At 73.6% G+C, this 22219-nt stretch carries 23 protein-coding genes; 19 read left to right on the top strand and 4 right to left on the bottom strand.

Annotation, left to right across the window (positions count from 1 at the left end):
- Positions 1-14 precede the first annotated feature (14 nt).
- Complete coding sequence (locus tag BCAV_RS17900; RefSeq protein ID WP_015884032.1) at positions 15-1172, top strand: enolase C-terminal domain-like protein; 1158 nt, start codon at positions 15-17, stop codon at positions 1170-1172.
- 31 nt (positions 1173-1203) lie between these two features.
- Here BCAV_RS17900 and BCAV_RS17895 read toward each other — a convergent pair whose 3' ends face one another.
- A complete protein-coding gene (locus BCAV_RS17895) occupies positions 1204-1659 on the bottom strand; it encodes a MarR family winged helix-turn-helix transcriptional regulator (RefSeq protein ID WP_015884031.1) in 456 nt (151 codons plus the stop codon).
- 96 nt (positions 1660-1755) lie between these two features.
- On the opposite strand from BCAV_RS17895, the gene BCAV_RS17890 reads away from it, so the two are divergent.
- Positions 1756-2349 carry an NADPH-dependent FMN reductase gene (locus BCAV_RS17890; protein ID WP_015884030.1) on the top strand — a complete coding sequence of 198 codons (594 nt, stop codon included), beginning with the start codon at positions 1756-1758 and terminating at the stop codon, positions 2347-2349.
- A 55-nt stretch (positions 2350-2404) separates the two neighbouring features.
- Here the strand turns inward: BCAV_RS17890 and BCAV_RS17885 are convergent, their stop codons facing one another.
- The gene (locus tag BCAV_RS17885) at positions 2405-2935 is read right to left on the bottom strand and encodes a P-loop nucleotide/nucleoside kinase family protein (RefSeq protein WP_043347482.1); all 531 of its coding nucleotides are present in this window, start codon (positions 2933-2935) and stop codon (positions 2405-2407) included.
- A 199-nt stretch (positions 2936-3134) separates the two neighbouring features.
- Between BCAV_RS17885 and BCAV_RS17880 the strand changes: the two genes are divergently transcribed.
- The 3 genes from BCAV_RS17880 to BCAV_RS17870 all read left to right on the top strand — a co-directional run bounded on the left by BCAV_RS17880 (position 3135) and on the right by BCAV_RS17870 (position 5806).
- Complete coding sequence (locus BCAV_RS17880; RefSeq protein ID WP_015884028.1) at positions 3135-3833, top strand: PadR family transcriptional regulator; 699 nt, start codon at positions 3135-3137, stop codon at positions 3831-3833.
- A 189-nt stretch (positions 3834-4022) separates the two neighbouring features.
- On the top strand, positions 4023-5030 hold the full coding sequence (locus BCAV_RS17875; RefSeq protein WP_015884027.1) for a daunorubicin resistance protein DrrA family ABC transporter ATP-binding protein: 1008 nt from the start codon (positions 4023-4025) through the stop codon (positions 5028-5030).
- Positions 5027-5806, top strand: coding sequence for an ABC transporter permease (locus BCAV_RS17870; RefSeq protein WP_015884026.1), 780 nt, complete (start codon positions 5027-5029; stop codon positions 5804-5806). Before BCAV_RS17875 ends, BCAV_RS17870 begins: the two co-directional genes overlap by 4 nt.
- Positions 5807-5951: 145 nt before the next feature.
- On the opposite strand, the gene BCAV_RS23245 is transcribed toward BCAV_RS17870, so the two are convergent.
- Entirely contained in the window at positions 5952-6299 is a 348-nt protein-coding gene (locus BCAV_RS23245) for a YrdB family protein (protein WP_222836653.1), read from the bottom strand.
- Between the two features lie 161 nt (positions 6300-6460).
- On the opposite strand from BCAV_RS23245, the gene purL reads away from it, so the two are divergent.
- The 13 genes from purL to BCAV_RS17800 all read left to right on the top strand — a co-directional run bounded on the left by purL (position 6461) and on the right by BCAV_RS17800 (position 19713).
- A complete protein-coding gene (gene purL / locus BCAV_RS17860) occupies positions 6461-8827 on the top strand; it encodes a phosphoribosylformylglycinamidine synthase subunit PurL (RefSeq protein WP_083770085.1) in 2367 nt (788 codons plus the stop codon).
- A gap of 206 nt (positions 8828-9033) precedes the next feature.
- Positions 9034-9942, top strand: coding sequence for an ABC transporter ATP-binding protein (locus BCAV_RS17855; RefSeq protein ID WP_015884023.1), 909 nt, complete (start codon positions 9034-9036; stop codon positions 9940-9942).
- A gap of 11 nt (positions 9943-9953) precedes the next feature.
- A complete protein-coding gene (locus BCAV_RS17850) occupies positions 9954-10694 on the top strand; it encodes an ABC transporter permease (protein WP_015884022.1) in 741 nt (246 codons plus the stop codon).
- A 3-nt stretch (positions 10695-10697) separates the two neighbouring features.
- Positions 10698-11993 (top strand): sensor histidine kinase, encoded by a 1296-nt coding sequence (locus BCAV_RS17845; protein ID WP_015884021.1) that lies wholly within the window; start codon positions 10698-10700, stop codon positions 11991-11993.
- A complete protein-coding gene (locus BCAV_RS17840; RefSeq protein WP_015884020.1) occupies positions 11990-12625 on the top strand; it encodes a response regulator in 636 nt (211 codons plus the stop codon). The genes BCAV_RS17845 and BCAV_RS17840 overlap by 4 nt, the downstream gene beginning before the upstream one ends.
- A gap of 116 nt (positions 12626-12741) precedes the next feature.
- Positions 12742-13764: an alpha-L-fucosidase gene (locus tag BCAV_RS17835; RefSeq protein WP_015884019.1), complete on the top strand. Its 1023-nt coding sequence runs from the start codon at positions 12742-12744 to the stop codon at positions 13762-13764.
- A 94-nt stretch (positions 13765-13858) separates the two neighbouring features.
- Positions 13859-14791, top strand: a complete 933-nt coding sequence (locus BCAV_RS17830) for an SIS domain-containing protein (protein ID WP_015884018.1) — start codon at positions 13859-13861, stop codon at positions 14789-14791.
- Entirely contained in the window at positions 14788-15741 is a 954-nt protein-coding gene (locus tag BCAV_RS17825) for an ROK family protein (protein WP_015884017.1), read from the top strand. Before BCAV_RS17830 ends, BCAV_RS17825 begins: the two co-directional genes overlap by 4 nt.
- A complete protein-coding gene (locus BCAV_RS17820) occupies positions 15738-16733 on the top strand; it encodes a 1-phosphofructokinase family hexose kinase (RefSeq protein WP_015884016.1) in 996 nt (331 codons plus the stop codon). Before BCAV_RS17825 ends, BCAV_RS17820 begins: the two co-directional genes overlap by 4 nt.
- Positions 16720-17556, top strand: coding sequence for a class II fructose-bisphosphate aldolase (locus tag BCAV_RS17815; RefSeq protein ID WP_015884015.1), 837 nt, complete (start codon positions 16720-16722; stop codon positions 17554-17556). Before BCAV_RS17820 ends, BCAV_RS17815 begins: the two co-directional genes overlap by 14 nt.
- A 64-nt stretch (positions 17557-17620) precedes the next feature.
- Positions 17621-18235, top strand: a complete 615-nt coding sequence (locus BCAV_RS17810; protein WP_015884014.1) for a GrpB family protein — start codon at positions 17621-17623, stop codon at positions 18233-18235.
- A 138-nt stretch (positions 18236-18373) separates the two neighbouring features.
- Positions 18374-18958 carry a SigE family RNA polymerase sigma factor gene (locus BCAV_RS17805; RefSeq protein WP_015884013.1) on the top strand — a complete coding sequence of 195 codons (585 nt, stop codon included), beginning with the start codon at positions 18374-18376 and terminating at the stop codon, positions 18956-18958.
- The gene (locus BCAV_RS17800; RefSeq protein WP_015884012.1) at positions 18955-19713 is read left to right on the top strand and encodes a hypothetical protein; all 759 of its coding nucleotides are present in this window, start codon (positions 18955-18957) and stop codon (positions 19711-19713) included. The genes BCAV_RS17805 and BCAV_RS17800 overlap by 4 nt, the downstream gene beginning before the upstream one ends.
- A gap of 9 nt (positions 19714-19722) precedes the next feature.
- Here BCAV_RS17800 and BCAV_RS17795 read toward each other — a convergent pair whose 3' ends face one another.
- A complete protein-coding gene (locus BCAV_RS17795; protein WP_015884011.1) occupies positions 19723-21165 on the bottom strand; it encodes an MFS transporter in 1443 nt (480 codons plus the stop codon).
- Between the two features lie 225 nt (positions 21166-21390).
- Here BCAV_RS17795 and BCAV_RS23035 point away from each other — a divergent pair, with 225 nt between their 5' ends.
- Entirely contained in the window at positions 21391-22167 is a 777-nt protein-coding gene (locus BCAV_RS23035) for an aminoglycoside phosphotransferase family protein (RefSeq protein ID WP_015884010.1), read from the top strand.
- Positions 22168-22219 lie beyond the last annotated feature (52 nt).

The following is a 22219-nucleotide window of genomic DNA, read 5'->3' as shown; positions in this document are numbered from 1 at the left end:
CGGAGAGGTCGTCCATGTCCCGCATCACGTCCGTCGAGGTCGTGGAGTACGAGCACCACGTCCCCATCGGGTTCGACGCCGCCGGGCGCAGGCTCGCGGTGCCGACGACGCGCACGCAGCGCAGGTTCGTCGTGAGCATCACCGACTCCTCCGGTGCCGTCGGGTCGTACGCCCCGTTGTGGTCGGCGCCCCCGTTCGGGGTCACGGTCACGAAGGCGCTCGCGCGTTCGCTCGTCGGGATGTCCAGCGACGACCGGGAGCTCGTGTGGGACCGGGCGAACGAGTCTTTCGCCAAGACGGACCGCATCGGTGCCGGCGCGATCGACATCGCGCTCTGGGACCTTGCCGGCCGCCGGGCCGGCATGTCCGTGAGCGCGATGCTCGGGCGGTACCGGACGAGGCTGCCCGCCTACGCGTCGACCCTCTCGGGCGGCGGTGGACTGGGGACGCTGAGCTCACCCGAGACGTACGCGGAGTTCGCGCGGGAGTGCCGCGAGCTCGGCTTCCCGGGGTTCAAGCTGCACGGCCCGGTGAACGCCGGCCTGCGGGAGGAGATCGCCGCGCTACGGGCGAGCGCGGACGGGGCGGCGGGGGAGATGCACGTCATGACGGACCCCGGGAACGGGCTGCCGACGCTCGCCCAGGCGCTCGAGCTGGGGCGTGCCTGCGACGACGTGGGTGCGTTCTGGCTCGAGGATCCCATGCGCGCCGACGCCCCGTTCGCGCACCGCATCCTCCGGGAGCGGATCCGCACGCCGGTGCTCATCACGGAGTTCGTCCGTGGGCTGGACCAGCGGATGGCGGTGGCGCTCGGCGGAGGATCTGACTTCCTGCGCGCGGACCCCGAGCTGGACATGGGCATCACGGGCGTGATGAAGACGGCGCACGCGGCGGAATCGATCGGGCTGGACCTGGAGGTCCACGCCTCGGGTCCCGCCCAACGGCACTGCATGGCGGCGATCCGCAACACGAACTACTACGAGCTGGGTCTGCTCGATCCCACGAGCGGGAACCCGCTCCACCCGCCGGTGTACGCCGGCGACTACGTGGAGGACGCGTCAGCCGTGGGGGAGGACGGCTGCGTCGCCGTCCCGGAAGGCCCGGGCCTGGGCATCGAGTACGACTGGGCGTATCTCCGCGCCCACCAGGTGGACCGCGTGCTCGTCGACTGAGCCCCCGGAGACCGAGCCCACGGGCGCAGCCTCAGGGCTCCACGGCGTCCAGGATCCGCCGGGAGACCGCGGTGAGCGCCTCGCGCTGGTCAGGTTCGACGGAGTCGAAGAAGCTCTGGCGCAGGAACTCGACGTGTCCGCGGAGGGCGCGCAGCAGGACGAGCCGGCCCTCGCGCGTGAGGAGCACCCACGTCCCGCGTCCGTCCTCGTCGCAGCTGGCCAGCTCGAGCAGGCCGCGTCCGGACATGCGCTTCACGAGGTGCGACACGCGGCTGCGCTCCCAGTCGATGCGCGCGGCGAGCTCCGAGATCCGCAGGCGGTGCTCGGCGGCGTCCCACAGAGAGCTGAGGATCTCGAACTCGGATGCGGAGATCCCGGAGCGGGACTGCAGGTCGACGTCGATCGCGCGCTGCAGCCGGGTGGCCGCGGTGATGTACGTCGTCCAGGTCTCGCGCTCGGAGTCGCTGAGCACGGGTCGTCTCGCCATCCGGAAAGTGTACGCGAGAGCGTGACGTGTCACGTTGATGAGGTACGGTGACGCATCACCTACATAGGTGACACGTCACGAAAGAGAGCGGGACTCATGGTCCACATCGGCATCATCATCGGCAGCACGCGGCCCGGACGGCGCGGCGCGGACGTCGCGCACTGGGTGCTCGACCAGGCGTCGAAGCGGCACGACGCGACGTTCGAGATCATCGATCTCGTCGACCACCCCCTGCCGCACCTGGACGAGGCGATGCCGCCCCGGCTCGTCCAGTACGAGCGCGAGCACACGCGTCAGTGGTCGGCGCACATCAGCCGGTTCGACGGCTTCGTCATCGTCACGCCCGAGTACAACCACGCGCCTCCGGCCGTGCTCAAGAACGCCCTCGACTTCCTGTTCCACGAGTGGGCCAACAAGGCGGTCGGGTTCGTCGGGTACGGCGCCGTCGGCGGGGCGCGGGCCGTCGAGCAGCTCCGCCTGGTGGCCGGCGAGCTGCAGCTCGCCGACGTCCAGGCCCAGGTGGCGCTGTCGCTCTATACCGACTTCGAGGCGTTCGCGACGCTGACGCCGCAGCCGGCCCAGGAGGCGGCCGTCGAGACGCTGCTCGACCAGGTCGTGGCGTGGAGCGAGGCGCTCGCGCCCCTGCGCGAGGCTGCGCGCGAGCCCGTCGCGGCGGGCGCCTCCCGCTAAGGCCCGGCCGCCCGCTCGGGCCCGGCCGCCCGGTCAGGCCCGGCCGCTCGGCGCGTCAGGCGCGCCGCGTGCGAAGGTCGCACACGAGGCGAGCGACGTCGTCGTCGACCCGGCGGGGATCGCCGGCGGTGTCGACGACGACGCGCTCGTGGGTCCATGCGTCGACCTGACGCGAGGCCACGTCGTCCCACGTCGGCTCGGGGAAACCCGGGATGTCGCGCCGCCGTGCCTCGAGGCGCGATCGGTGCGTCGCGGCGTCGGAGCACACGACCTCGACGAAGATCAGGGGCACGCCGGTGCGCGCGGCGAGCCCGCGCCACTGCGCGCGCGCCGGTTCGACGGCGTTGACGGCGTCGACGACGACACCCGCCCCGCCCCGCAGAGCCTGTTCGGCGACGGTCTCGGCGACGACGTAGGCCGCGTACCCGGTGGGGACGTCGGGCCGGTCTGGACCGCCGACCCCGGCGTGCCACATCGCCGCCTCGATCGGGTCGACGCTGACGACGACGGCGGCCGTCGCCTCGGCGATCCGCGCCGCGACGTACGACTTCCCGGCGCCGGGCAGGCCTGCCATCGCGATGAGCACGCCGCGACCCTAGTCCCGGTCCCGGTCCCGGTCCCGGTCCCGGTCCCGGTCCCGGGGTCGGTCACGCCGCGCGCGCCGTCCACCATCTCGCCAGCGAAACGGGCGCGACGCCGTCGTCGAGTCGTGGTTGCCTCATCGCTCGAGCACGAGTACTCTGAGTCGAGTAATCGTCCCCGAGTGATTGAGTGAGGGAGGACCCATGGCACGGCGACCGATCTCCAACCCTCTGGCGCTGGCCGTGCTCTCGTGCCTGTACGAGCGGCCCATGTACCCCTACGAGATCACCACCACGCTGCGTGAGCGAGGCAAGGACGACTCGATCCGCCTCAACTTCGGGTCGCTGTACTCCGTCATCAAGTCACTGCAGAAGCACGGCCTCATCACCGAGGCTCGCGCGGAGCGGGAGGGAAACCGTCCCGAGCGCGTCGTGTACGAGATCACCCAGCAGGGCCGCTCGGAGGCGATCTCGTGGCTGCGCGAGATCCTCGCCGTCCCCACGCGTGAGTACCCGGACGTCGAGGCCGGCCTCTCCCTCGTGCCGATGCTCTCCCCGGACGAGGTCGCGGCGCTCCTGCGCTCTCGGGTCGCTGCGCTCGATGCGGATCTCGACACCCGGCGGGCGGCGCTCGCGGAGACCGCTGCGATCGGACTGCCGGAGGTGTTCACGATCGAGTCCGACTACCGGGTGGCCATGATCCAGGCGGAGCGCGACTGGGTGCACGCACTGGTCGAGCGCCTGGGTCGCGGCGACGTCGAAGGCCAGGACGGCTGGCGCGAGATGCACCGCCTGCGAACCTCGGGCGCCACCGCCGAGGAGATCGGCACGGCGATCGCGAACGTCCTCCCCGAGGCGCTGCGCCCCCGTTCCGGCGCCGGAGGAGGTGACCCGACCGCCTGACGACGGACGCCGTCGTCGCCCCCGTCGCCCCCGTCGAAAACGAAGAACGACGGCCCGGATGCTCGAACATCCGGGCCGCCCAACCCGAGTAGTTCCGCGAGGAACCCTGTTGCCACAGTCCGGGTCGCCGACATGCTAACGCGCTGCCCGCAGGGTCCTTCCGGAGCGTCACCACCGAAGGAGACCTCTGTGTCAACCACCATGCCCGCGATCGAAGCGCGGGGCCTCGTCAAGACGTACGCCGCCCGCGGCCGGCCGCCGGTCAGGGCGCTCGACGGCGTCAGCTTCGCCGCTCCGTCCGGCGCCGTCTTCGGGCTCCTCGGCCCCAACGGTGCCGGAAAGTCCACCACGTTGAAGATCCTCACGACGCTCGCCCGCCCGGACGCGGGCGAGGCGCACGTGGCGGGGGTCGACGTCGCCGCTCACCCCGAGCAGGTGCGACGCCGGATCGGGTACGTCGCGCAGAAAGCAGTCACCGACCCGATGGACACCGGGCGCGAGAACCTCGTGCTCGCCGGACGTCTCGCCGGGCTGCGCCCGCGGGCAGCGCGTGACCGAGCCGCCGAGCTGCTCGAGCGTTTCGAGCTCACCGAGGCGGCCGACCGTCTCGTCCGCACGTACTCCGGCGGCATGGCGCGCAAGCTGGACGTCGCCGTCGGCCTCGTCCACACCCCCGAGGTGCTGTTCCTCGACGAGCCGACCACCGGCCTGGACCCGCAGGCGCGGGCCGAGATGTGGGCGGAGATCGAGCGGATGACCCGCGCCGAGCACATGACGGTGCTGCTCACCACGCACTACCTCGACGAGGCGGACCGGCTCGCCGGCAGCCTCGCGATCGTGGACCGCGGGCGCGTGGTGGCGGCCGGGTCGCCGTCGGAGCTCAAGGACTCGCTGCGCGGCGACGCCGTCGTCGTGGAGGTGCTCGACGACGGCGCCGCGTCCCGGGCGGCGGAGGTCGCCGCACGCCTCGCGAACCTGAGCGAGATCACCTCTGAGGGGCGGACCGTGCGGGCGCGCACGTCCGCGTCGTCGGCGGTGGTGCTGCCGGAGCTGCTGGTGGCGCTCGACGCCGCCGGGGTGCGCGTGGCCTCGGCCACGCTGGCCCGGCCGAGCCTCGACGACGTCTACCTCAGCCTCACCGGGCGGGCGTTCGAGATCGCGGACTCGTCCGCGGCGCTCGAGGGGGTGGCGGCATGAGCACCGCCCTCACGCACACCGGACTGCTCACCGCCCGCGCGCTGCGAGCTGTCTGGCGCATGCCGATGTTCATGGTGATGAACCTCGTGCAGCCGATGTTCTGGCTGCTGCTGTTCGGCTCGCTGTTCAAGTCCGTCATCGAGATCCCCGGGTTCGGTACCGGTGGGACCTACCTCGAGTTCATCACGCCGGGGATCGTCATGATGACGGCGATGTTCGGCGCCGCGTGGGCCGGGACGACGTTCGTGCAGGACATGGAGCGGGGTGTGATGGACCGCTTCCTGACGTCGCCGACGTCGCGGGGCGGCCTCATGGTGGCGTCGATGGCGTGCCAGGCGATCATCGCCGTCGCGCAGGCCCTCGTGGTCCTCGTCGTCGCGTGGCTGTGCGGCGCGCGGTTCGACGGCGGGATCGGCGGCATCGCGGTGCTGCTGCTCGGCGTCGTCCTGCTGACCGCGACGTTCTCGGCCCTGTCCAACGCGTTCGCGCTGCTCACGGGGCAGCAGGAGGCGCTGATCGGGCTGTCGCAGCTCATCACCCTGCCGCTCATGTTCCTCAGCTCCGCGATCATGGACCCGCGGCTCTCCCCGTCCTGGGTGGAGACCGTGGCCAGGTTCAACCCGTTCGACTGGGCCGTGCGGGTCGGCCGGGGCGCGCTGGAGGGGACGGCGTCCGCAGGGGAGGTCTGGGGTCACGTGGGGCTGCTCGCCGGGGCGACGGTCGTCATGGCGTGGGTCGCCACGCAGGCGTTCCGGACGCGCCAGCGGTCCGCGTAGGTCCTCCTCCTACGGGCGGCCGGGAATCGGCACCGTGCCGCATGTTCGCTGATCGGGGTTACTTCGGGAGTCATACGCTCCCGAAGTAACCCCGATCAGCGTTCGAGGCAGTCCTCCCCGATCCACCCGACCCGCAAAGCAGCCGTCAGGCGTCGCGGGCGAGGGCGAACGTCGCCGAGGCGACGACGGCGAACGTCGCGCCCCACCAGGGCAGCCCAGCGGCGGCGGCCGTCGCGCCCGCGGCCACGAAGAGGGCGATCTCCGCGGCGAGACGAGGCGGGCGGCGGAGCCGGCGTCGCGACGTCCGCGCCATCCACTGCGACCAGATCAGGATCGCGACGCCGGGGAGGGCCACGGCGAGCACGACGGAGAGGAGCGTGGTCGGCCCCAGGCGCCAGCCGGCCACCGAGAGCAGGGCGAGCATCGCCATCTCGCACACGAACGCGAGGACGTCGATCGGGGTGACGTCCACAGGAGCGTCGGGCCGTGGCACGGGGGGAGCGTACGCCGGGCCGCCGAGTGCGTGATCCCTCGCGCGACGCTCCGAGCCCGGGCGGGACGGTTCATGCACTCGCCGGGGCTCGGCGTCCGTGCGGTGGAGCCCGCCGAGGACGGCGGCGCGCCGGCAGGCGGATAGCCTAGAGCCGCGCACGCATGCCGCCGTCAGCGACCGGCCGAACACCGAGGACCACATTGAGCGCCACGCCCACGCACGCCGTCACGCCGGACACCGTCGCCCACGCCGCCGCCACCCCTGACGTGGAGCTGCCGTACCGCGAGCTCGGGCTCAAGGACGACGAGTACGCGCGCGTCCGTGAGCTGCTCGGCCGCCGCCCCACGGCCGCCGAGCTCGCCATGTACTCGGTGATGTGGTCGGAGCACTGCTCGTACAAGAGCAGCAAGAAGCACCTGCGCCAGTTCGGCGACAAGACGACCGACGCGATGCGCGAGCACCTGCTCGTCGGCATCGGCGAGAACGCCGGCGTCGTCGACATCGGCGACGGCTGGGCCGTGACGTTCAAGGTCGAGAGCCACAACCACCCGAGCTATGTCGAGCCGTACCAGGGCGCCGCGACGGGAGTCGGCGGCATCGTGCGCGACATCATCTCGATGGGCGCGCGGCCGGTCGCCGTCATGGACCAGCTGCGCTTCGGCGCCGTCGACCACCCGGACACGGCACGCGTGGTGCACGGCGTCGTCGGCGGCATCGGCGGCTACGGCAACAGCCTCGGCCTGCCGAACATCGGCGGCGAGACCGAGTTCGACGCGTCCTACCAGGGCAACCCGCTCGTCAACGCGCTGTGCCTCGGCGTGCTCCGGCACGAGGACATCCACCTGGCGAACGCGTCGGGCATCGGCAACAAGGTCGTGCTGTTCGGCGCCCGCACCGGGGGCGACGGGATCGGCGGTGCCTCGATCCTCGCCTCGGAGACGTTCGACGACGCCAAGCCGTCGAAGCGCCCGAGCGTGCAGGTCGGCGACCCGTTCATGGAGAAGGTGCTCATCGAGTGCTGCCTCGAGCTGTTCGCGGCGGGCCTGGTCGAGGGCATCCAGGACCTCGGTGCCGCCGGCATCTCCTGCGCCACGAGCGAGCTCGCGAGCAACGGCGACGGCGGCATGCACGTCGATCTCGAGACCGTGCTGCTGCGCGACCCGACCCTGACGGCCGGCGAGATCCTCATGTCGGAGTCGCAGGAGCGGATGATGGCCGTGGTCCGGCCGGAGAAGCTCGAGGCGTTCCTCGCGATCACCGGGAAGTGGGACGTCGAGACGGCCGTCATCGGCGAGGTCACCGGGACCGGTCGCCTCACGATCGACCACCACGGCGAGCGGATCGTCGACGTCGACCCGCGCACCGTCGCGCACGAGGGTCCGGTCTACGACCGCCCGTACGCGCGGCCGGCCTGGCAGGACACGCTGGTGGCCGACGACGCCGCCCGGCTCGCCCGTCCGACGTCGCCCGAGGAGATCCGCGCCCAGGTGCTGACGCTCGTCGCCAGCGAGAACCTCGCCTCGGCCGCGTGGGTGACCGACCAGTACGACCGCTTCGTGCAGGGCAACACGGCGCTCGCGATGCCCGACGACGCCGGCGTCGTCCGCGTCGACGAGACCACCGGACTCGGCGTCGCGATCAGCACCGACGCGAACGGCCGATTCGCGAAGCTCGACCCGTACTCGGGCGCGCAGCACGCGCTCGCGGAGGCGTACCGCAACGTCGCCACGGTCGGCGCCCGCCCCCTTGCCGTGACGGACTGCCTCAACTTCGGCAGCCCCGAGGACCCGGACTCGATGTGGCAGCTCGTCGAGGCGATCACCGGCCTCGCCGACGCGTGCGCGGAGCTCGGCGTCCCCGTGACCGGCGGCAACGTGTCCCTGTACAACGGCACGGGCGAGCCCGGCCGCATCGACTCCTCGATCAACCCGACGCCCGTCGTCGGCGTGCTCGGCGTGCTCGACGACGTCGCGCGCGCCACGCCGTCCGGCTGGCGGGAGGCGGGGCTCGAGATCCACCTGCTCGGCGTGACCCACGAGGAGCTGTCGGGGTCCGAGTGGGCGCGCGTCGTCCACGACCACCTCGGCGGCCGCCCGCCGCGCGTCGACCTCGACGCCGAGCGTGCGCTCGCGGAGGTGCTCGTCGCGGCCTCGCGGGACGGCCTCGCGGCGGCCGCGCACGACCTGGCGAAGGGTGGCCTCGCGCAGGCGCTCGCCGACGCCGTGCTGCGGTTCGGCGTCGGCGCCGCCGTGTCGCTGGCCGAGGTGACCGAGCGCGACGGCGTCGACGTCGCCACCGCGCTGTTCGCGGAGTCCGGCGCCCGGGCGCTCGTGGCAGTCCGGCCGGAGGACGCCGTTCGGTTCACGGACGTCTGCGGCGCGCACGGCGTCTCGCACCTGCGCCTCGGCACGACCGGGGCGGTGGCCGACGACGGCGGGCCGGCCCTGGTCGTGGACGGCACCTTCGCGCTGGGCCTGGCCCAGCTGCGCGAGGCCCACACCGGGACGCTGCCGCGCCACTTCGGCTGACCGACACCGAACCTCGCACCTCCCGTCGAACCTCGAACCGCAGGGCGCGAGGTTCGACGGGAGGTACGAGGTTCGACGCGGCGCGGCGCGGCCCGGCGTCGAGCGTGAGTCCACCGATCGGTTGACGCCGGAGCCCACCGAGCCTGGCCGCAGGTGTGGCCGCGCGGTCGATCCGCCGCGCCAGGCCCGCGCAGCAGGCTCGAGGCATGGCGATCATCGAGGTAGACAGCCTCGTCAAGCGCTACGGCGACCACACCGCAGTGAACGGTGTGAGCTTCGCCGTCGAGCAGGGCGAGATCTTCGGCATCCTCGGCCCCAACGGGGCCGGCAAGACCACGACCGTGGAGTGCATCGAGGGACTACGTACCCCGGACGGCGGGTCGATCCGCGTGAGCGGCCTCGACCCGCAGCATGAGGACGGCGAGCTGCGGCAGCTGCTGGGCGCGCAGCTCCAGGAGAGCGAGCTGCCCGACAAGCTCACGGTCGGCGAGGCGATGCGGCTGTTCAGCTCGTTCTACCGCGACCCGGCCGACTGGCGAGAGCTCGTCGAGGTCCTGAACCTGGCCGACAAGGTCGACACGCAGTTCCGGAAGCTGTCCGGCGGGCAGAAGCAGCGCCTGTCGATCGCCCTCGCGCTGGTCGGCAACCCGAGGGTCGCGGTGCTCGACGAGCTCACCACCGGTCTGGACCCGCAGGCGCGCCGCGATACCTGGGAGCTCATCGAGGGTGTGCGCGACCGCGGCGTCACGATCCTCATGGTCACGCACTTCATGGAGGAGGCCGAGCGGTTGTGCGACCGGCTCGCCGTGATCGACGCCGGCCGCCTCGTGGCGCTCGACACGCCGGCCGGGCTCGTCGCGAGGGTCGACGACCGGCAGCGGATCCGGTTCCGGCCGTCCGCCCCGCTCGACGACGCCGTCCTCACCGCGCTTCCCGAGGTCAGCTCGGTCGCGCGGGCGGGCAGCCAGCTCGTCGTGACGGGCGTCGGCGACCTGCTGCTCGCCGTGACCACGGTGCTCGCCCGTCACCAGGTCGCCGCTGCGGACCTGCGGGTCGAGCAGACCTCTCTGGACGACGCGTTCGTCGCGTTGACCCACCGATCCATCGACGACTGAGGAGACTCACGATGTCCGCTCTGCTCCGGCTCACCGCCGTCGAGACGAAACTCTTCTTCCGCGAGCCGCTGAACGTGCTCTTCGCGCTGGCGATCCCTCCGATCCTGCTCGTCGTCCTCGGCGCGATCCCGGCGTTCCGCGAGCCGGACGCCGACGTCGGCGGTCTCCGGGTCATCGACCTGTACGCCCCGATCGTGGTGGCGATGGGGATCACGATGCTCGCGCTGACCACGCTGCCCCAGGAGTTCGCGACCTACCGCGAGAAGGGCATCCTGCGGCGCCTGCGGATCACGCCGGCCGGACCCAGCCTGCTGCTCGGCGCGCGGCTCCTGATGTCCCTGCTGCTGTCGGCCGGCACGACGCTGGTGGTCCTCGCCGTCGCCCGCCTGGTGTTCGACGTCGACCTGCCCCTGCAGCCGCTCGCCTTCCTCCTCGCGTTCACCCTGACGTCATCGGCGATGTTGGCGCTCGGCCTGCTCGTGGCGGCGCTCGCGCCGACCGGCACGAGCGCCGGCGCGATCGGCATCGTGCTGCTGTTCCCGAGCCTGTTCTTCGCCGGGTTGTGGATCCCGCGCGCCGCGATGCCCGACGCTCTGCGCACGATCAGCGACCTCACCCCGCTCGGAGCCGGCGTGCAATCATTGCAGGACGCGGCTGCCGGGGACTGGCCGCAGCCGCTGCACCTGATCGTCCTGCTCGGATGGACGATCCTCGCGGGTGGCTTGGCCGCACGGACCTTCCGCTGGGAGTGAGTGGTGAGCGTCGACGTCGAGCCGGACGCCCAGACCGAGCGGCGGGCGCAGGCGATCGTCACAGCGCTCCCGTACGTCCTGCTGGCGGTCAGCACAGTCGTCACGCTGGTGCAGGACGACCTCACCGTGCCGGTGGCACCCGTGCTCGCCCTCACCGCCGCGACGGTCGCCTGGGTCGCCGGGTTCCAGGTCCGGATCCGGGCATCCGGCGGCGGCTCGCCCGCTCCGCTCGCCGCGGTGTACTACGCGGGTCTCATGATCGCGGCCGGCGGGCTGGTGTGGTTGGCGCCCTGGTACGGGATCTTCGCCTTCGTCGGGTATGTGCACGCGTACGAGCACCTGGTGGGCGGTTGGCGCCATGTCGGCGCAGCGGTGACGTCGGCGATCATGGCCGTCGTCTACCTGGGCGGGTTCGCGGAGATCGACGGCGACTGGTGGCTGTGGGGCGCGATCGTGGTGGTCAGCTCGGTGCTGGCGAGCCTGTGCTTCGAGTTCCTCGACGTGAGCGACCGGCACGCCGCGGAGCAGCGGCAGGCTCTCGCCGAGGTGCACGAGGCCAACGCGAGGCTCGAAGCGGCACTGGAGGAGAACGCCGGCCTGCACGCGCAGCTCCTGGTGCAGGCGCGCGAGGCCGGGGTGCTGGACGAGCGGCAGCGGATGGCGCGCGAGATCCACGACACCCTGGCCCAGGGACTCGCCGGCATCCTCACGCAGCTCCAGGCGGCGGAGCAGGCGGCGCACGAGCCCGAGGCGTGGGGCCGGCACGTGACGAACGCGACCGACCTGGCCCGCGAGAGCCTCGCCGAGGCCCGGCGGACCGTCCACGCCGTCGAGCCCGAGGCCCTGGCGGATGCGCGTCTTCCGGAGGCGATCGGTGACGTGGCCAGGCGCTGGTCCGAGGTGAACGACGTCCGCGCGGACCTGACGACGACCGGCGACCCCCGCCCGATGCACGTGGACGTCGAGGTGACGCTGCTGCGGGCCGCGCAGGAGGCGCTCGCGAACGTCGCGAAGCACGCCCGGGCGAGCCGCGTCGGCCTGACGCTGTCCTACATGGAGGATCTGGTGACGCTGGACGTGCGGGACGACGGCGTGGGCTTCGAGCCCGATGCGACGCGGGGCCAGGGCCACGCGGACGGCGGGTTCGGGCTCGCGGGGATGCGCCAGCGCGTCCAGCGGCTCGCGGGCCGGCTGGACGTCGAGTCGGAGCCCGGCGGCGGGACGGCGATCTCCGCGTCGGTGCCGGCGATCCCGGCGACCCCGGCGGTCCCCGCGGGCCCGGCGGGAGGTCCGCAGTGATCTCGCTGCTCATCGTCGACGACCACCCGGTGGTGCGGGACGGGTTGCGGAGCATGTTCGGTGCGGACCCGCGCTTCGAGGTGGTCGGGGAGGCCCGCGACGGCGCCGAGGCCGTCGTCGCGGGGGAGCGGCTCCGGCCCGACGTGATCCTCATGGACCTGAGGATGCCCGGCGTCGACGGCGTCACCGCCATCGGCGAGCTGACGCAGCGTGGCGTGACGGCCCGGGTGCTCGTGCTCACCACGTACGACACGGACAGCGACGTCCTCCCGGCCATCGAGGCGGGCGCCACCGGCTACCTGCTGAAGGATGCGCCGAGGGACGAGCTGTTCCGCGCGGTCGAGGCAGCGGCGCAGGGGCAGGCGGTGCTCTCGCCCGCCGTCGCGACCCGGCTCATGGGCCAGATGCGGCAGCCGGCGCCGGAACCGCTGTCGCGACGCGAGCTGGAGGTGCTGGAGCTGGTGGCCCGCGGCTCGACCAACCGGGACGCGGCGAAGCACCTGTTCATCAGCGAGGCGACGGTCAAGACGCATCTGCTGCACGCCTACGCGAAGCTCGGCGTCAATGACCGGGCGGCGGCTGTCGCCACGGCGTTCTCGCGCGGCTACCTGCAGCCTCGAGCCGAGGGCTGAGCCCCGTCCGCGGTGCCGGGTCCAGCGGCCGGACGGCGTTCCCGGGGCCGGTGGCGCCGTCGTTAGGCTGGTGAGCCGCCACGCCGACGTCCGGCGCGGGAGTCGAGGAGGACCGGATGACCCAGCATGCGCCCGAGTCGAACGTCGCAGGCCCCGCCACGTTCGCACCGACACCGCCCGGGCAGGTCTCCGAGAAGGGCCTCGCCTGGTACCGCGACGCGGGCTTCGGGATGTTCGTGCACTGGGGCGTCTACTCGCTCCTCGGCCGCGGCGAGTGGGTGATGTTCAACGAGCGGATCGGCGTTGCCGAGTACGAGCCGCTCGCCGCCCGGTTCGAGGCGCAGGACTTCGACGCCCGCGCATGGGTCGACGCCGCGCAGTCCGCCGGCCAGAAGTACATCACCGTGACGAGCCGCCACCACGACGGCTTCTCCATGTACGACACCGCCCTCTCCGACTACAAGGTCACGCGGTCCCCGATGGGCCGCGACCCGTTCGCCGAGCTCGCCGAGGCGGTGCAGGGCACGGACGTGAAGCTCGGCGTCTACTCGTCGCTCGTCGACTGGCACCACCCCGCGTACCGGTTCCGCGAGACCTCGAAGCTCGCCTGGGAGGACTACGTCGGCTTCCTGCACGGTCAGATCGCAGAGCTGGCGTCGCAGTACGGCGAGATCGCCCAGTTCTGGTTCGACGGCGACTGGCCCCACGCGGGCCACGCGAGCGAGGACGCCGACTGGTTCGCGCCCGGCGGCTCGTTCGCGTACGAGACGCTGTACGGCGTCATCCACCGGCTGCAGCCGGACGCCGTCGTCCTCAACAATCGCCACGTCCTGCCGCTGCTGCCGGGCGAGGACGTGCAGGGCTTCGAGCAGGACCTGCCCGGCGAGAACACCGCAGGCTTCAACGACGTGGCCATCGGCGGCGGGCCGCTCGAGACGTGCCTGACGATGAACGGCAGCTGGGGCTGGAACACGGGCGACCACGACTACAAGTCCGCGGAGGAGCTCGCCTCCGCGCTGGAGCGGGCGAACGCCGTCGGGTGCAACCTGCTGCTCAACGTCGGCCCGACCCCCGAGGGACGGATCCCCGAGCCGCAGGTCGAGCGGCTCGCGGCGATCGGCGCCCTGCGGCAGGGCTGAGCCGGTCGAGCCGACGAACCCGTCACGGATTGGGCTGCGCGAGCGCTGGTGTGACACCGTGTGCGCACACGCATCGAGCCAGGAGGAAGCGCGGATGTCGGAGCAGGGTCCCGATCGGTTCACGTCGGCGGAGATCGCGTCGCAGCCGGAGCTCTGGCGGCGTGCCAGTGCCCACGCCGGCGAGGTGATCGGGCTGCTGCCCGCGCACGGCGAGTCGGTCGCCGTCGTCGGCTGCGGCACGAGCTGGTTCATGGCGCAGGCGTACGCGTCGCGGCGCGAGGAGCTCGGCCACGGCGTGACCGACGCGTTCACCGCCACGGAGTTCCCGTACGCCCGGGACTACGACCGGGTCGTCGCCATCTCGCGGTCCGGCACGACCACGGAGATCATCGACGTGCTGGCGCGGCTGCGGGACGAGGCGGGAGCGCCGTCCGGCGGCGTGACGTCCACGACGCTGCTCACCGCCGTCGGCACAGCGCCGGCCGCCGATCTCGCGGACGCCACGGTCGTGCTCGACTACGCCGACGAGTCCTCGGTGGTGCAGACGCGGTTCGCGACGTCGGCGCTCGTGCTGCTGCTCGCGACGCTCGGTGACGACGTGGATTCCGCGGCCACTTCGGCGACGGCGACGCTCGAGGCACCGGTCGCTGCATCGTGGACGGGCGCCGACCAGGTGACGTTCCTCGGTACGGGCTGGACGATCGGGCTCGCGCACGAGGCCGGACTGAAGCTCCGCGAGGCGAGCCAGCAGTGGGCCGAGTCCTACAGCGCGATGGAGTACCGGCACGGTCCGATCGCCATCGCGCAGCCGGGACGCGTGGTCTGGGTCCTCGGGCCGGTGCCCGACGGGCTGGCCGAACAGGTCGCCGCCACCGGCGCCGAGCTCGTCACCAGCGACGAGCCGCCGCTCGCGCAGCTCGTCCTGGCGCAGCGGCTCGCCGTCGCCACGGCGCTCGCGCGAGGCCTCGACCCGGACGCGCCGCGCCACCTCACCCGGTCCGTCGTGCTGGACGACGAGGAGCAGTGAGCCAGCAGGGCGCCGGGCTGCGCGTCGTCCCCGCCCTCGCCGTCGGCATCGACGTCGGCGGGACGAGCACGAAGGCGGTCGTGGTCGACGGCGACGGCGAGGTGCTCGCCTCGAGCACCGTCCCGACGCCCGGCGGCGTTCCCGGGCTGCTGGAGGCCGTGACCGGCCGGCGCGACTGGGCCCGCGCCGTCGTCGGACGGGAGCGACCGGACGCGCAGCTGCGCGGCACGGGCGTCGTCGTCCCCGGGATCGTGGACGAGGAGGCCGGCGTCGGCGTCTACTCCGCGAACCTCGGCTGGCGCGACGTGCCGTTCGCCCGGCTGCTGCGCGACCGGCTCGAGGAACCGGTCGCGTTCGGCCACGACGTGCGGGCCGGGGCGCTCGCCGAGACCAGGTGGGGCGCCCATGACGAGATGAGTAACGTGGCGTTCGTCGCGCTCGGCACCGGCATCGCGCTGGGGCTCGTGCACGGTGGGCTGATCGTGCACGGCGGCGGTCGCGCCGGCGAGATCGGGCAGGTCCTCGTGCCGGAGCCCGGCACGGGCGGGCATGCGCCGCTGGAACGCGTGGCCTCCGCGTCGGCGATCGCGCGGCGGTACACGGAGCGTTCCGGGCTGGACGTCGAGGGGTCGCTCGACGTCGTCGCGCGCGCACACCGCGACACCGTCGCGACGGAGGTGCTCGACGAGGCCTGGGACGCCCTGGGCGGCGTCCTCGCCGGCGTCGTCGCGCTGCTCGGCGACGTGACGATCGTCGTCGGCGGCGGTCTCGCGGAGGCCGGCACGCTCGCGCTCGACGGGATCACCGCGGCGGTCGAGGCGCATCTCGACGCCGGTGCCGGGTTCGACGTGCGGGTCGTGCCCGCGCGGCTCGGGCCGCTGGCCGGCGCGCTCGGCGCCGCCCTCCTCGGCATGGAGCGTGCGGACGACGACGCGGCGGCCCCGGCGTGATCGTCACCCTGACGCCGAACCCCGCGCTGGACGTCACCTACCGCGTGCCGGGGTGGCGGCCCGGGGCGAGCCACCGCGTGCACGACGTGACGGAGCGCGCCGGCGGCAAGGGGCTCAACGTGGCGCGGGTGCTGCACGCGCTCGGCGTCGGCGTCCGGGCGGTGGCCCCGCTGGGCGGGGCGACGGGCGAACGCGTGGCCTCGGACGCGGCAGCGGCCGGGCTCGAGCTGCTCGCCGTGCCGATCGCCGGCGAGACGCGCCGGTCGATCGCCGTGACCGGCGACGGCGACGCGACGGTCTTCAACGAGGCCGGCCCCGTGCTCGGCGCGGGGGAGTGGGCGGCCGTGCTCGCGGCGCTCGACGACGTCACGGGACCGGGCGACGTCCTCGTCGTCAGCGGATCGGTCCCCGCCGGCGTGGGCACGCGGGACGTCGCGGACCTGGTGACCCACCTGCGCGAGCGCGGCACCAAGGTCGTGCTCGACACGTCCGGACCGGCGCTCGCGGCGGGCCTGGCGGCCGGGCCGGACGTCGTGAAGCCGAACGCGCACGAGCTCGTCGAGCTCGTCGAACGCGCCGGCCCTCTCCCGACGCTGCTGAGCGACGACGGAGGCGACGCGACCGCCGTGGCGCGAGCCGCCGTCGTCGACGCCGCCCGGCGCGTGCTGACCGGGGACGCCGCGCACACGTTCGCCGCTGTCTCGCTCGGCGCCGGGGGGATGGTGGGCGTGAGCGCCGATCGCGCGTGGTGGGTGGCCGCGCCGGAGCGCCTGGGCGGCAACCCCACCGGCGCCGGGGACGCCGCAGTCGCCGCCCTCGCGCGCGGGCTCGACGGCGGAGCCGGTGCGCACGACGCGCTGGCGGATGCCGTCGCACTGTCGGGGGCGGCCGTCGTCGCGCCGCTCGCCGGAGACGTGGACGCCGCGACGTACGAGCGGCTGCGCGCCGCCGTCGTCGTGCACGAGATGGAGGACACCGATGCCGCTCACTGACGCCGCCGCCCTCGCCCGGACCGCCGCCGAGGCGCACCGCGGGCTGGGTGCGTTCAACGTCGTGCACCTGGAGACGGCCCGGGTGCTGACCCAGGCCGCGGAGGACGCCGGGACCCCGGTCGTGCTGCAGATCAGCGAGAACGCGGTGGCCTACCACGGCGGGCTCGAGCCGATCCTGCTCGGCACGCTCGCCGTGGCGCGTGCGGCCGGCGTCGACGTGGGGGTGCACCTCGACCACGTCACGCGCGTCGACCTGGTGCGCGAGGGCGTCTCGCTGGGGGCGACGTCCGTGATGTTCGACGCGTCGGCGCTCGGTGACGCCGAGAACGTCGAGGCGACGGCCGCCGTCGTGCGTCTGTGTCACGACGCCGGGGTGAGCGTCGAGGCGGAGCTCGGTGAGATCGGCGGGAAGAACGGGGTGCACGACCCGTCCGCGCGGACCGACCCTGGCGACGCCGCGCGGTACGTGGCGGCGACCGGCGTCGATCTGCTCGCCGTGGCCGTGGGCTCCTCGCACGCGATGACGTCGCGGTCGGCGGCGCTCGACACCGACCTCATCGCCGCGATCCACGCGGAGGTGCCTGTGCCGCTCGTGCTCCACGGTTCGTCCGGCGTGCCCGACGACGGGATGGTCGCGGCGATCCGCGCCGGCATGACGAAGATCAACGTCGCGACCCATCTCAACGGGATCTTCACCGGGGCGGTGCGCGAGTTCCTGGCCGAGCACCCCGACGTCGTCGACACGCGCACGTGGTTCCGGGCCGGGAACGCGGCGGTGCGCGACGAGGCCGCGCGGCTGCTGCGGCTCTACGCCGGGGTCTGAGGTCGGAGCGGCCCGGCGCAGCCTCGTTATCATCCTCTGATGCCCACAGCGGAGGAGTGAACTCATGGGGCCTCACGTCCCGAACGCCGAGCTGACCCGACACCACGACAGCCCCGGGGACGACAGGATGTGGGTGCACGGCCGACCCGAGCCGACACCGATCACCGTCGTGGACTACGACGAGAGCTGGCCCGCACAGTTCGACCGCGTGGCGGCGCGCGTGAGGGCGGCTCTGGGGCGGCGGGCGCTCGCCGTGGAGCACGTCGGCTCCACCTCGGTCCCGGGACTGCCGGCGAAGCCGATCATCGACGTCGCGCTCACCGTCGCGGACCCGGCGGACGAGGCGGCGTACGTCCCGGACCTGGCTGCGGCAGGCTTCGTGCTGGTGATCCGCGAGCCCGGCTGGCACGAGCACCGTGCGCTCAAGCTCGCCGACCCGAACACGAACCTGCACGTGTGGGGCCCGGACTGCCCGGAGGTCGCACGGCAGCTGATGTTCCGTCAGTGGCTCATCGACCACCCCGAGGATCTGGCGCGGTACCGCGACGCGAAGCTGGCCGCGGCGGCCGCCACGAACGCCGTTGGCGAGATCGTCACCGCCTACAACCGTCACAAGGAACCGGTGATCCGCGACATCTACGACCGGATGTTCCGGGAGCACGGACTGCTCGAGGGATAGCCGGGGGCCGACGAGCCCACCCGCGGTCGCGGGTGCGACAGCCGGCTCGCAGCCCTGGGCGGGGTTCTGGCGCAACTTTTCGGACGGTTGGCCCGTGAACACGTCATGGAGGCCCGTCTCGAACGCGAGGATGCCGGTATGACGGGGTCCGAGGGGGTGCCCGCAAGCGGGTCGGCGGATGAGCCCGGGGTCGCGCCCGCGGCGATCGAGCCGCACGGAGGGCGCGACGCCGAGTTCACCGCGTTCGTCGAGCTCCACGGCGACGCGCTCGGCCGCACGGCCTGGCTCCTGTGCGGCGACGCGCACCGCGCCGAGGAGCTCGTGCAGGAGACGCTCGTGCGGACGTACGTGCACTGGCACCGGGCGAGGGCCGGCGAGCCGCTCGCCTACGCGCGGCGCGTGCTCGCGAACCTCCGCATCGACACCTGGCGGGCGCGGCGGCGGGAGACGCTGCGGGGACCGGAGACGATGCCGGAGCGAGCGTCCGACGACGGCGGAGCCGCCGTCGTCGAGGACCGCGCCGTTCTCGCGGCTGCCCTCGCCCGGCTGACCCCGCGCCAGCGCCGCGCCGTCGTGCTGCGGTACTTCCTCGGGCTGCCGGAGGCGGACGTGGCGCGCGACCTGCGCGTCTCGGTCGGCACCGTGAAGTCGACGACGTCGCGGGCGCTGGCCGTGCTGCGCGGGCACCTGGAACCCGAGCGCGAGGCGGGGAGGACGTCATGAGCGACACCGAGCTGCGAGAGCGGGCCTTGCGCGCCGTACCCGACGTGCGCGTCGACGCCCAGGAGGTGCTGCGCCGTGGCCGGACCCGCCGGCGCACCCGCGCTCTCGGCACCGCGGCTGCGGCGCTCGCGATCGGGGCCGCCGTCGTCCTCGGGGTGCAGGCCCTCCGGCCGCCGCCGGAGGCGATCCCGGCGCTCCCCGACGAGCTCGTCAACGAGCTGCCGACCTATCGGATGCAGATCCTCGCGCCTCCGGACGGCTGGGAGTCGGTCGGCGAGTGGCAGGTGCAGCCCACGGACGTGCCGAACGGGCAGTGGCGGGAGGAGCTGACGAGCCCGACCGGATGCACCGCGGCGACGTTCACGCGGGTCACCCCGGCACCGGACGGGACGGACGGCGAGGAGTGGTTCTCGCGGGACGACCGGGCGGCGTCGACGGCGCTCGTGGAGGAGCTCGCCGCCCGCGACGGCGTCGCCATGGAGCCCTTCGACGACGAGCTCCCGGTGGGCGCCCCGGACGTGCTGACGGGAGAGAGCCCGCTCGCCCCCGTGATCGGCGGCCGGTGGGACGCCGGCGAGGGAGCGGTGCGGGTGGCCGCGCGCTCCGACTCGATGACCACGTACGACGGCGTCCCTTTCAGCGTCGACGCCGCGCTGCGGCTGACGTGCGCGGACGACGCCGACCTGGACGACGCGTGGGACGCGCTCCGCGGCGACGTGCGCGTGCCGCTCCTCGGCGGGACGGAAGGGTGGTGAGCGCGGCGGTCAGCCGGCCGTCGCCGGCGCGGGCTCGGGCTCTCGCGAACGCCGCGCGAGATCCGCGATCGCCATGCCGAGCGACCCGACGATGAACAGCAGCACGATCCGGATCCCGAGCGCGAACGCCTCGCTGTAGTCGCCGCTGGACGCGAGCGTGGTGAAGAACACGCCCGACGTGATCGAGAGCCCGATCGCGGCGCCGACGCGCTGCAGCGTCTGGAGCGACCCGGCGGCCACGCCGGCCGACGACACCGGGACCTCCGCGAGCGTGAGCGTCTGGTTCGGGCTGATGACGACGCCGTTCCCGAAGCCGGCGACGGCGAGGATGCCCGCGACCCACCACGCGGCGGAGTCGCCGTCGAAGCGCATGACGGCGACGTCGACGGCCACCAGCCCCACGAGCACGATCACGATGCCGACGACGACGAGGCGCCGCCCCCACACGTTGACCCACCGGCCGCCGAGCGCGGCCGAGACCGCGCCGGTGACGGCGAACGGCGTGAGCACGAGGCCCGCCTCCCACGGCTCGAGGAGCAGACCCTGCTGCAGGTACAGCGTCGACGTGAGGAAGATGCCGCTGAACCCGGCGAAGTACAGCGTCGTGACGGCGCCCCCGAACGTGTAGCTCCGGATCCGGAGCAGCGCAGCGGAGATGACCGGCGACCCGCCGCGCCGCTCCAGCCGTCGCTCCCACCACGCGAACACCGCGAGCACGGCCGCGCCGACGGCGACGAGCCACCACGGCGTGCTCGCCCCGTCCGAGCTCTCGGCCCCGGTGACGAACGGGTACATGATCGCCAGCACCGCGACGCCGAGGAGGGCGGCGCCGACGCCGTCGAGCCGCACGCCGGACGCCCGCGCGCGGGGCCGGGGCAGCAGCCGCCACGCGATGGGGAGGAGCACGAGCCCGATCGGGACGTTCACGAGGAACACGGACCGCCAGCCCTGCTCCGCGCCGAACGCCGCGATGAGGAGCCCGCCCACCAGCGGCCCGATCGCCGTCGAGACCCCGATCGTCGCGCCGAACAGGCCGAACGCACGGCCGCGCTCGGGACCGCGGAACAGGTCCTGGATGAACCCGATCACCTGCGGGTTGAGGATGCCGGCCGAGAACCCCTGCGCGATGCGGGTGACGGCGAGCATGGTGTCGGTGGTCGCGAACCCGCACGCGGCGCTCGTCACGATGAACGCCGCGAGGCCGACCAGGAAGAGGGTGCGGCGGCCGTACACGTCGCCGAGCCGCCCGGCCGGCACCAGGGCCAGCCCGAACGAGAGCGCGTAGCCCGCCACGATCCACTGCAGGGCGCTCGGACCGGCGTCCAGCGACGTCTCGATCGACGGCAGCGCGACGTTGACGATCGACACGTCGAGCAGCGTCATGAACCCCGCGCCGAGGCAGACGGCGAACGCCGGCCATCGGGTGTCGCGCTCGGCGGGGGTGGTGGTCACCGGTGCAGGTGTAGCACGACGCGACGACGGCGCGCCTGTCGCGGCGTGGCAGGGTGGGCCGGTGGCTCCCGACGCCGACCCCACCTCGACCGACGCCGCGGCCCCCGCCGCCGCTCCCGTGCCCCGGCTCGACGCCGCACGCTGGGTCTCCGCCGTGACCGCGGCCACGGGCGAGTCGCTGGAGCTGCTCGGGACGGCGGCGGCGGGCGAGGTGGGGCCGCGTTCGTGCGCCGGGCGGACGGGACGGACGCCGTCCTCTCGCGCGGCGCGAACGTCGCAGGTCTGCGTCGCGCGGCGTCGGCGCTGGACGCCGCACGCGCACGCGGCCTCCCCGTTCCTCGCTACACGGACGTCGTCGAGGTGCCGGGCGGCGTCGCGCTGCTCCAGGAGCGGATGCCGGGCCACGTCACGGAGCGGGTCGACGACGCGCTGGTCGGGGCGATCCTCGGCGTCGTCGACCGGCTGCGGCACGTGCTCGCCGACGAGCCCGACGTCCCGACGCCCGACCTGTACCTGCTCGACGACGGGCCGGGCTTCTGTGTGCACGGCACCCTCGAGCGGCACGGGCCGCAGGCGCGCCGGCTGCTCGCGTGGGTGCACGACGTCGGGCGCGCCCACGGCACGACGACGCCCGGTGACGACCTCGTCCACCTCGACCTGCACCCCGCGAACGTGCTCGTCGACGACGCCGGCCGCCTCACCGCCGTCGTCGACTGGGACGCGGCGGGCCGCGGCGACGCCCGGATCGGCGTCGTCACGCTGCTGTTCGACCTGGCCCACGGCCGGCGGTTCGACCCGCGCTACGCCGGGCTCACGGAGGACGCCGTGGGCGCGGTCGAGGCCCGGGTCCGCGCGATCGAGCCGGACCGGCGTCGCCAGCTCTGGGCCCACATGGCCCTGCGCCAGGTCGACTGGACGATCCGGCACGGGCACCCGGCCGCCGTCGTCGAGGACTACCTCGCCTTCGCGCTGAGGGGCATCGGGCGGTTCGACCTCGGGTGACACGCCGCCCGGAGGGCAGCACCCGCGCCGGGTGGCACGATGGGCTCCGGTC

The organism is Beutenbergia cavernae DSM 12333 (assembly GCF_000023105.1).
GTDB classification, from domain to species: domain Bacteria; phylum Actinomycetota; class Actinomycetes; order Actinomycetales; family Beutenbergiaceae; genus Beutenbergia; species Beutenbergia cavernae.
This window is presented reverse-complemented; position numbering and strand designations above follow the sequence as displayed.

Bases quoted from the DNA above. Each gene is read 5' to 3' on its own strand.
- BCAV_RS17900 (WP_015884032.1), top strand. From the start codon at position 15: ATGTCCCGCATCACGTCCGTCGAGGTCGTGGAGTACGAGCACCACGTC.
- BCAV_RS17895 (WP_015884031.1), bottom strand. From the start codon at position 1,659: ATGGCGAGACGACCCGTGCTCAGCGACTCCGAGCGCGAGACCTGGACG.
- BCAV_RS17890 (WP_015884030.1), top strand. From the start codon at position 1,756: ATGGTCCACATCGGCATCATCATCGGCAGCACGCGGCCCGGACGGCGC.
- BCAV_RS17880 (WP_015884028.1), top strand. From the start codon at position 3,135: ATGGCACGGCGACCGATCTCCAACCCTCTGGCGCTGGCCGTGCTCTCG.
- BCAV_RS17870 (WP_015884026.1), top strand. From the start codon at position 5,027: ATGAGCACCGCCCTCACGCACACCGGACTGCTCACCGCCCGCGCGCTG.
- purL (WP_083770085.1), top strand. From the start codon at position 6,461: ATGCCGCCGTCAGCGACCGGCCGAACACCGAGGACCACATTGAGCGCC.
- BCAV_RS17855 (WP_015884023.1), top strand. From the start codon at position 9,034: ATGGCGATCATCGAGGTAGACAGCCTCGTCAAGCGCTACGGCGACCAC.
- BCAV_RS17850 (WP_015884022.1), top strand. From the start codon at position 9,954: ATGTCCGCTCTGCTCCGGCTCACCGCCGTCGAGACGAAACTCTTCTTC.
- BCAV_RS17835 (WP_015884019.1), top strand. From the start codon at position 12,742: ATGACCCAGCATGCGCCCGAGTCGAACGTCGCAGGCCCCGCCACGTTC.
- BCAV_RS17830 (WP_015884018.1), top strand. From the start codon at position 13,859: ATGTCGGAGCAGGGTCCCGATCGGTTCACGTCGGCGGAGATCGCGTCG.
- BCAV_RS17815 (WP_015884015.1), top strand. From the start codon at position 16,720: ATGCCGCTCACTGACGCCGCCGCCCTCGCCCGGACCGCCGCCGAGGCG.
- BCAV_RS17810 (WP_015884014.1), top strand. From the start codon at position 17,621: ATGGGGCCTCACGTCCCGAACGCCGAGCTGACCCGACACCACGACAGC.
- BCAV_RS17805 (WP_015884013.1), top strand. From the start codon at position 18,374: ATGACGGGGTCCGAGGGGGTGCCCGCAAGCGGGTCGGCGGATGAGCCC.
- BCAV_RS17800 (WP_015884012.1), top strand. From the start codon at position 18,955: ATGAGCGACACCGAGCTGCGAGAGCGGGCCTTGCGCGCCGTACCCGAC.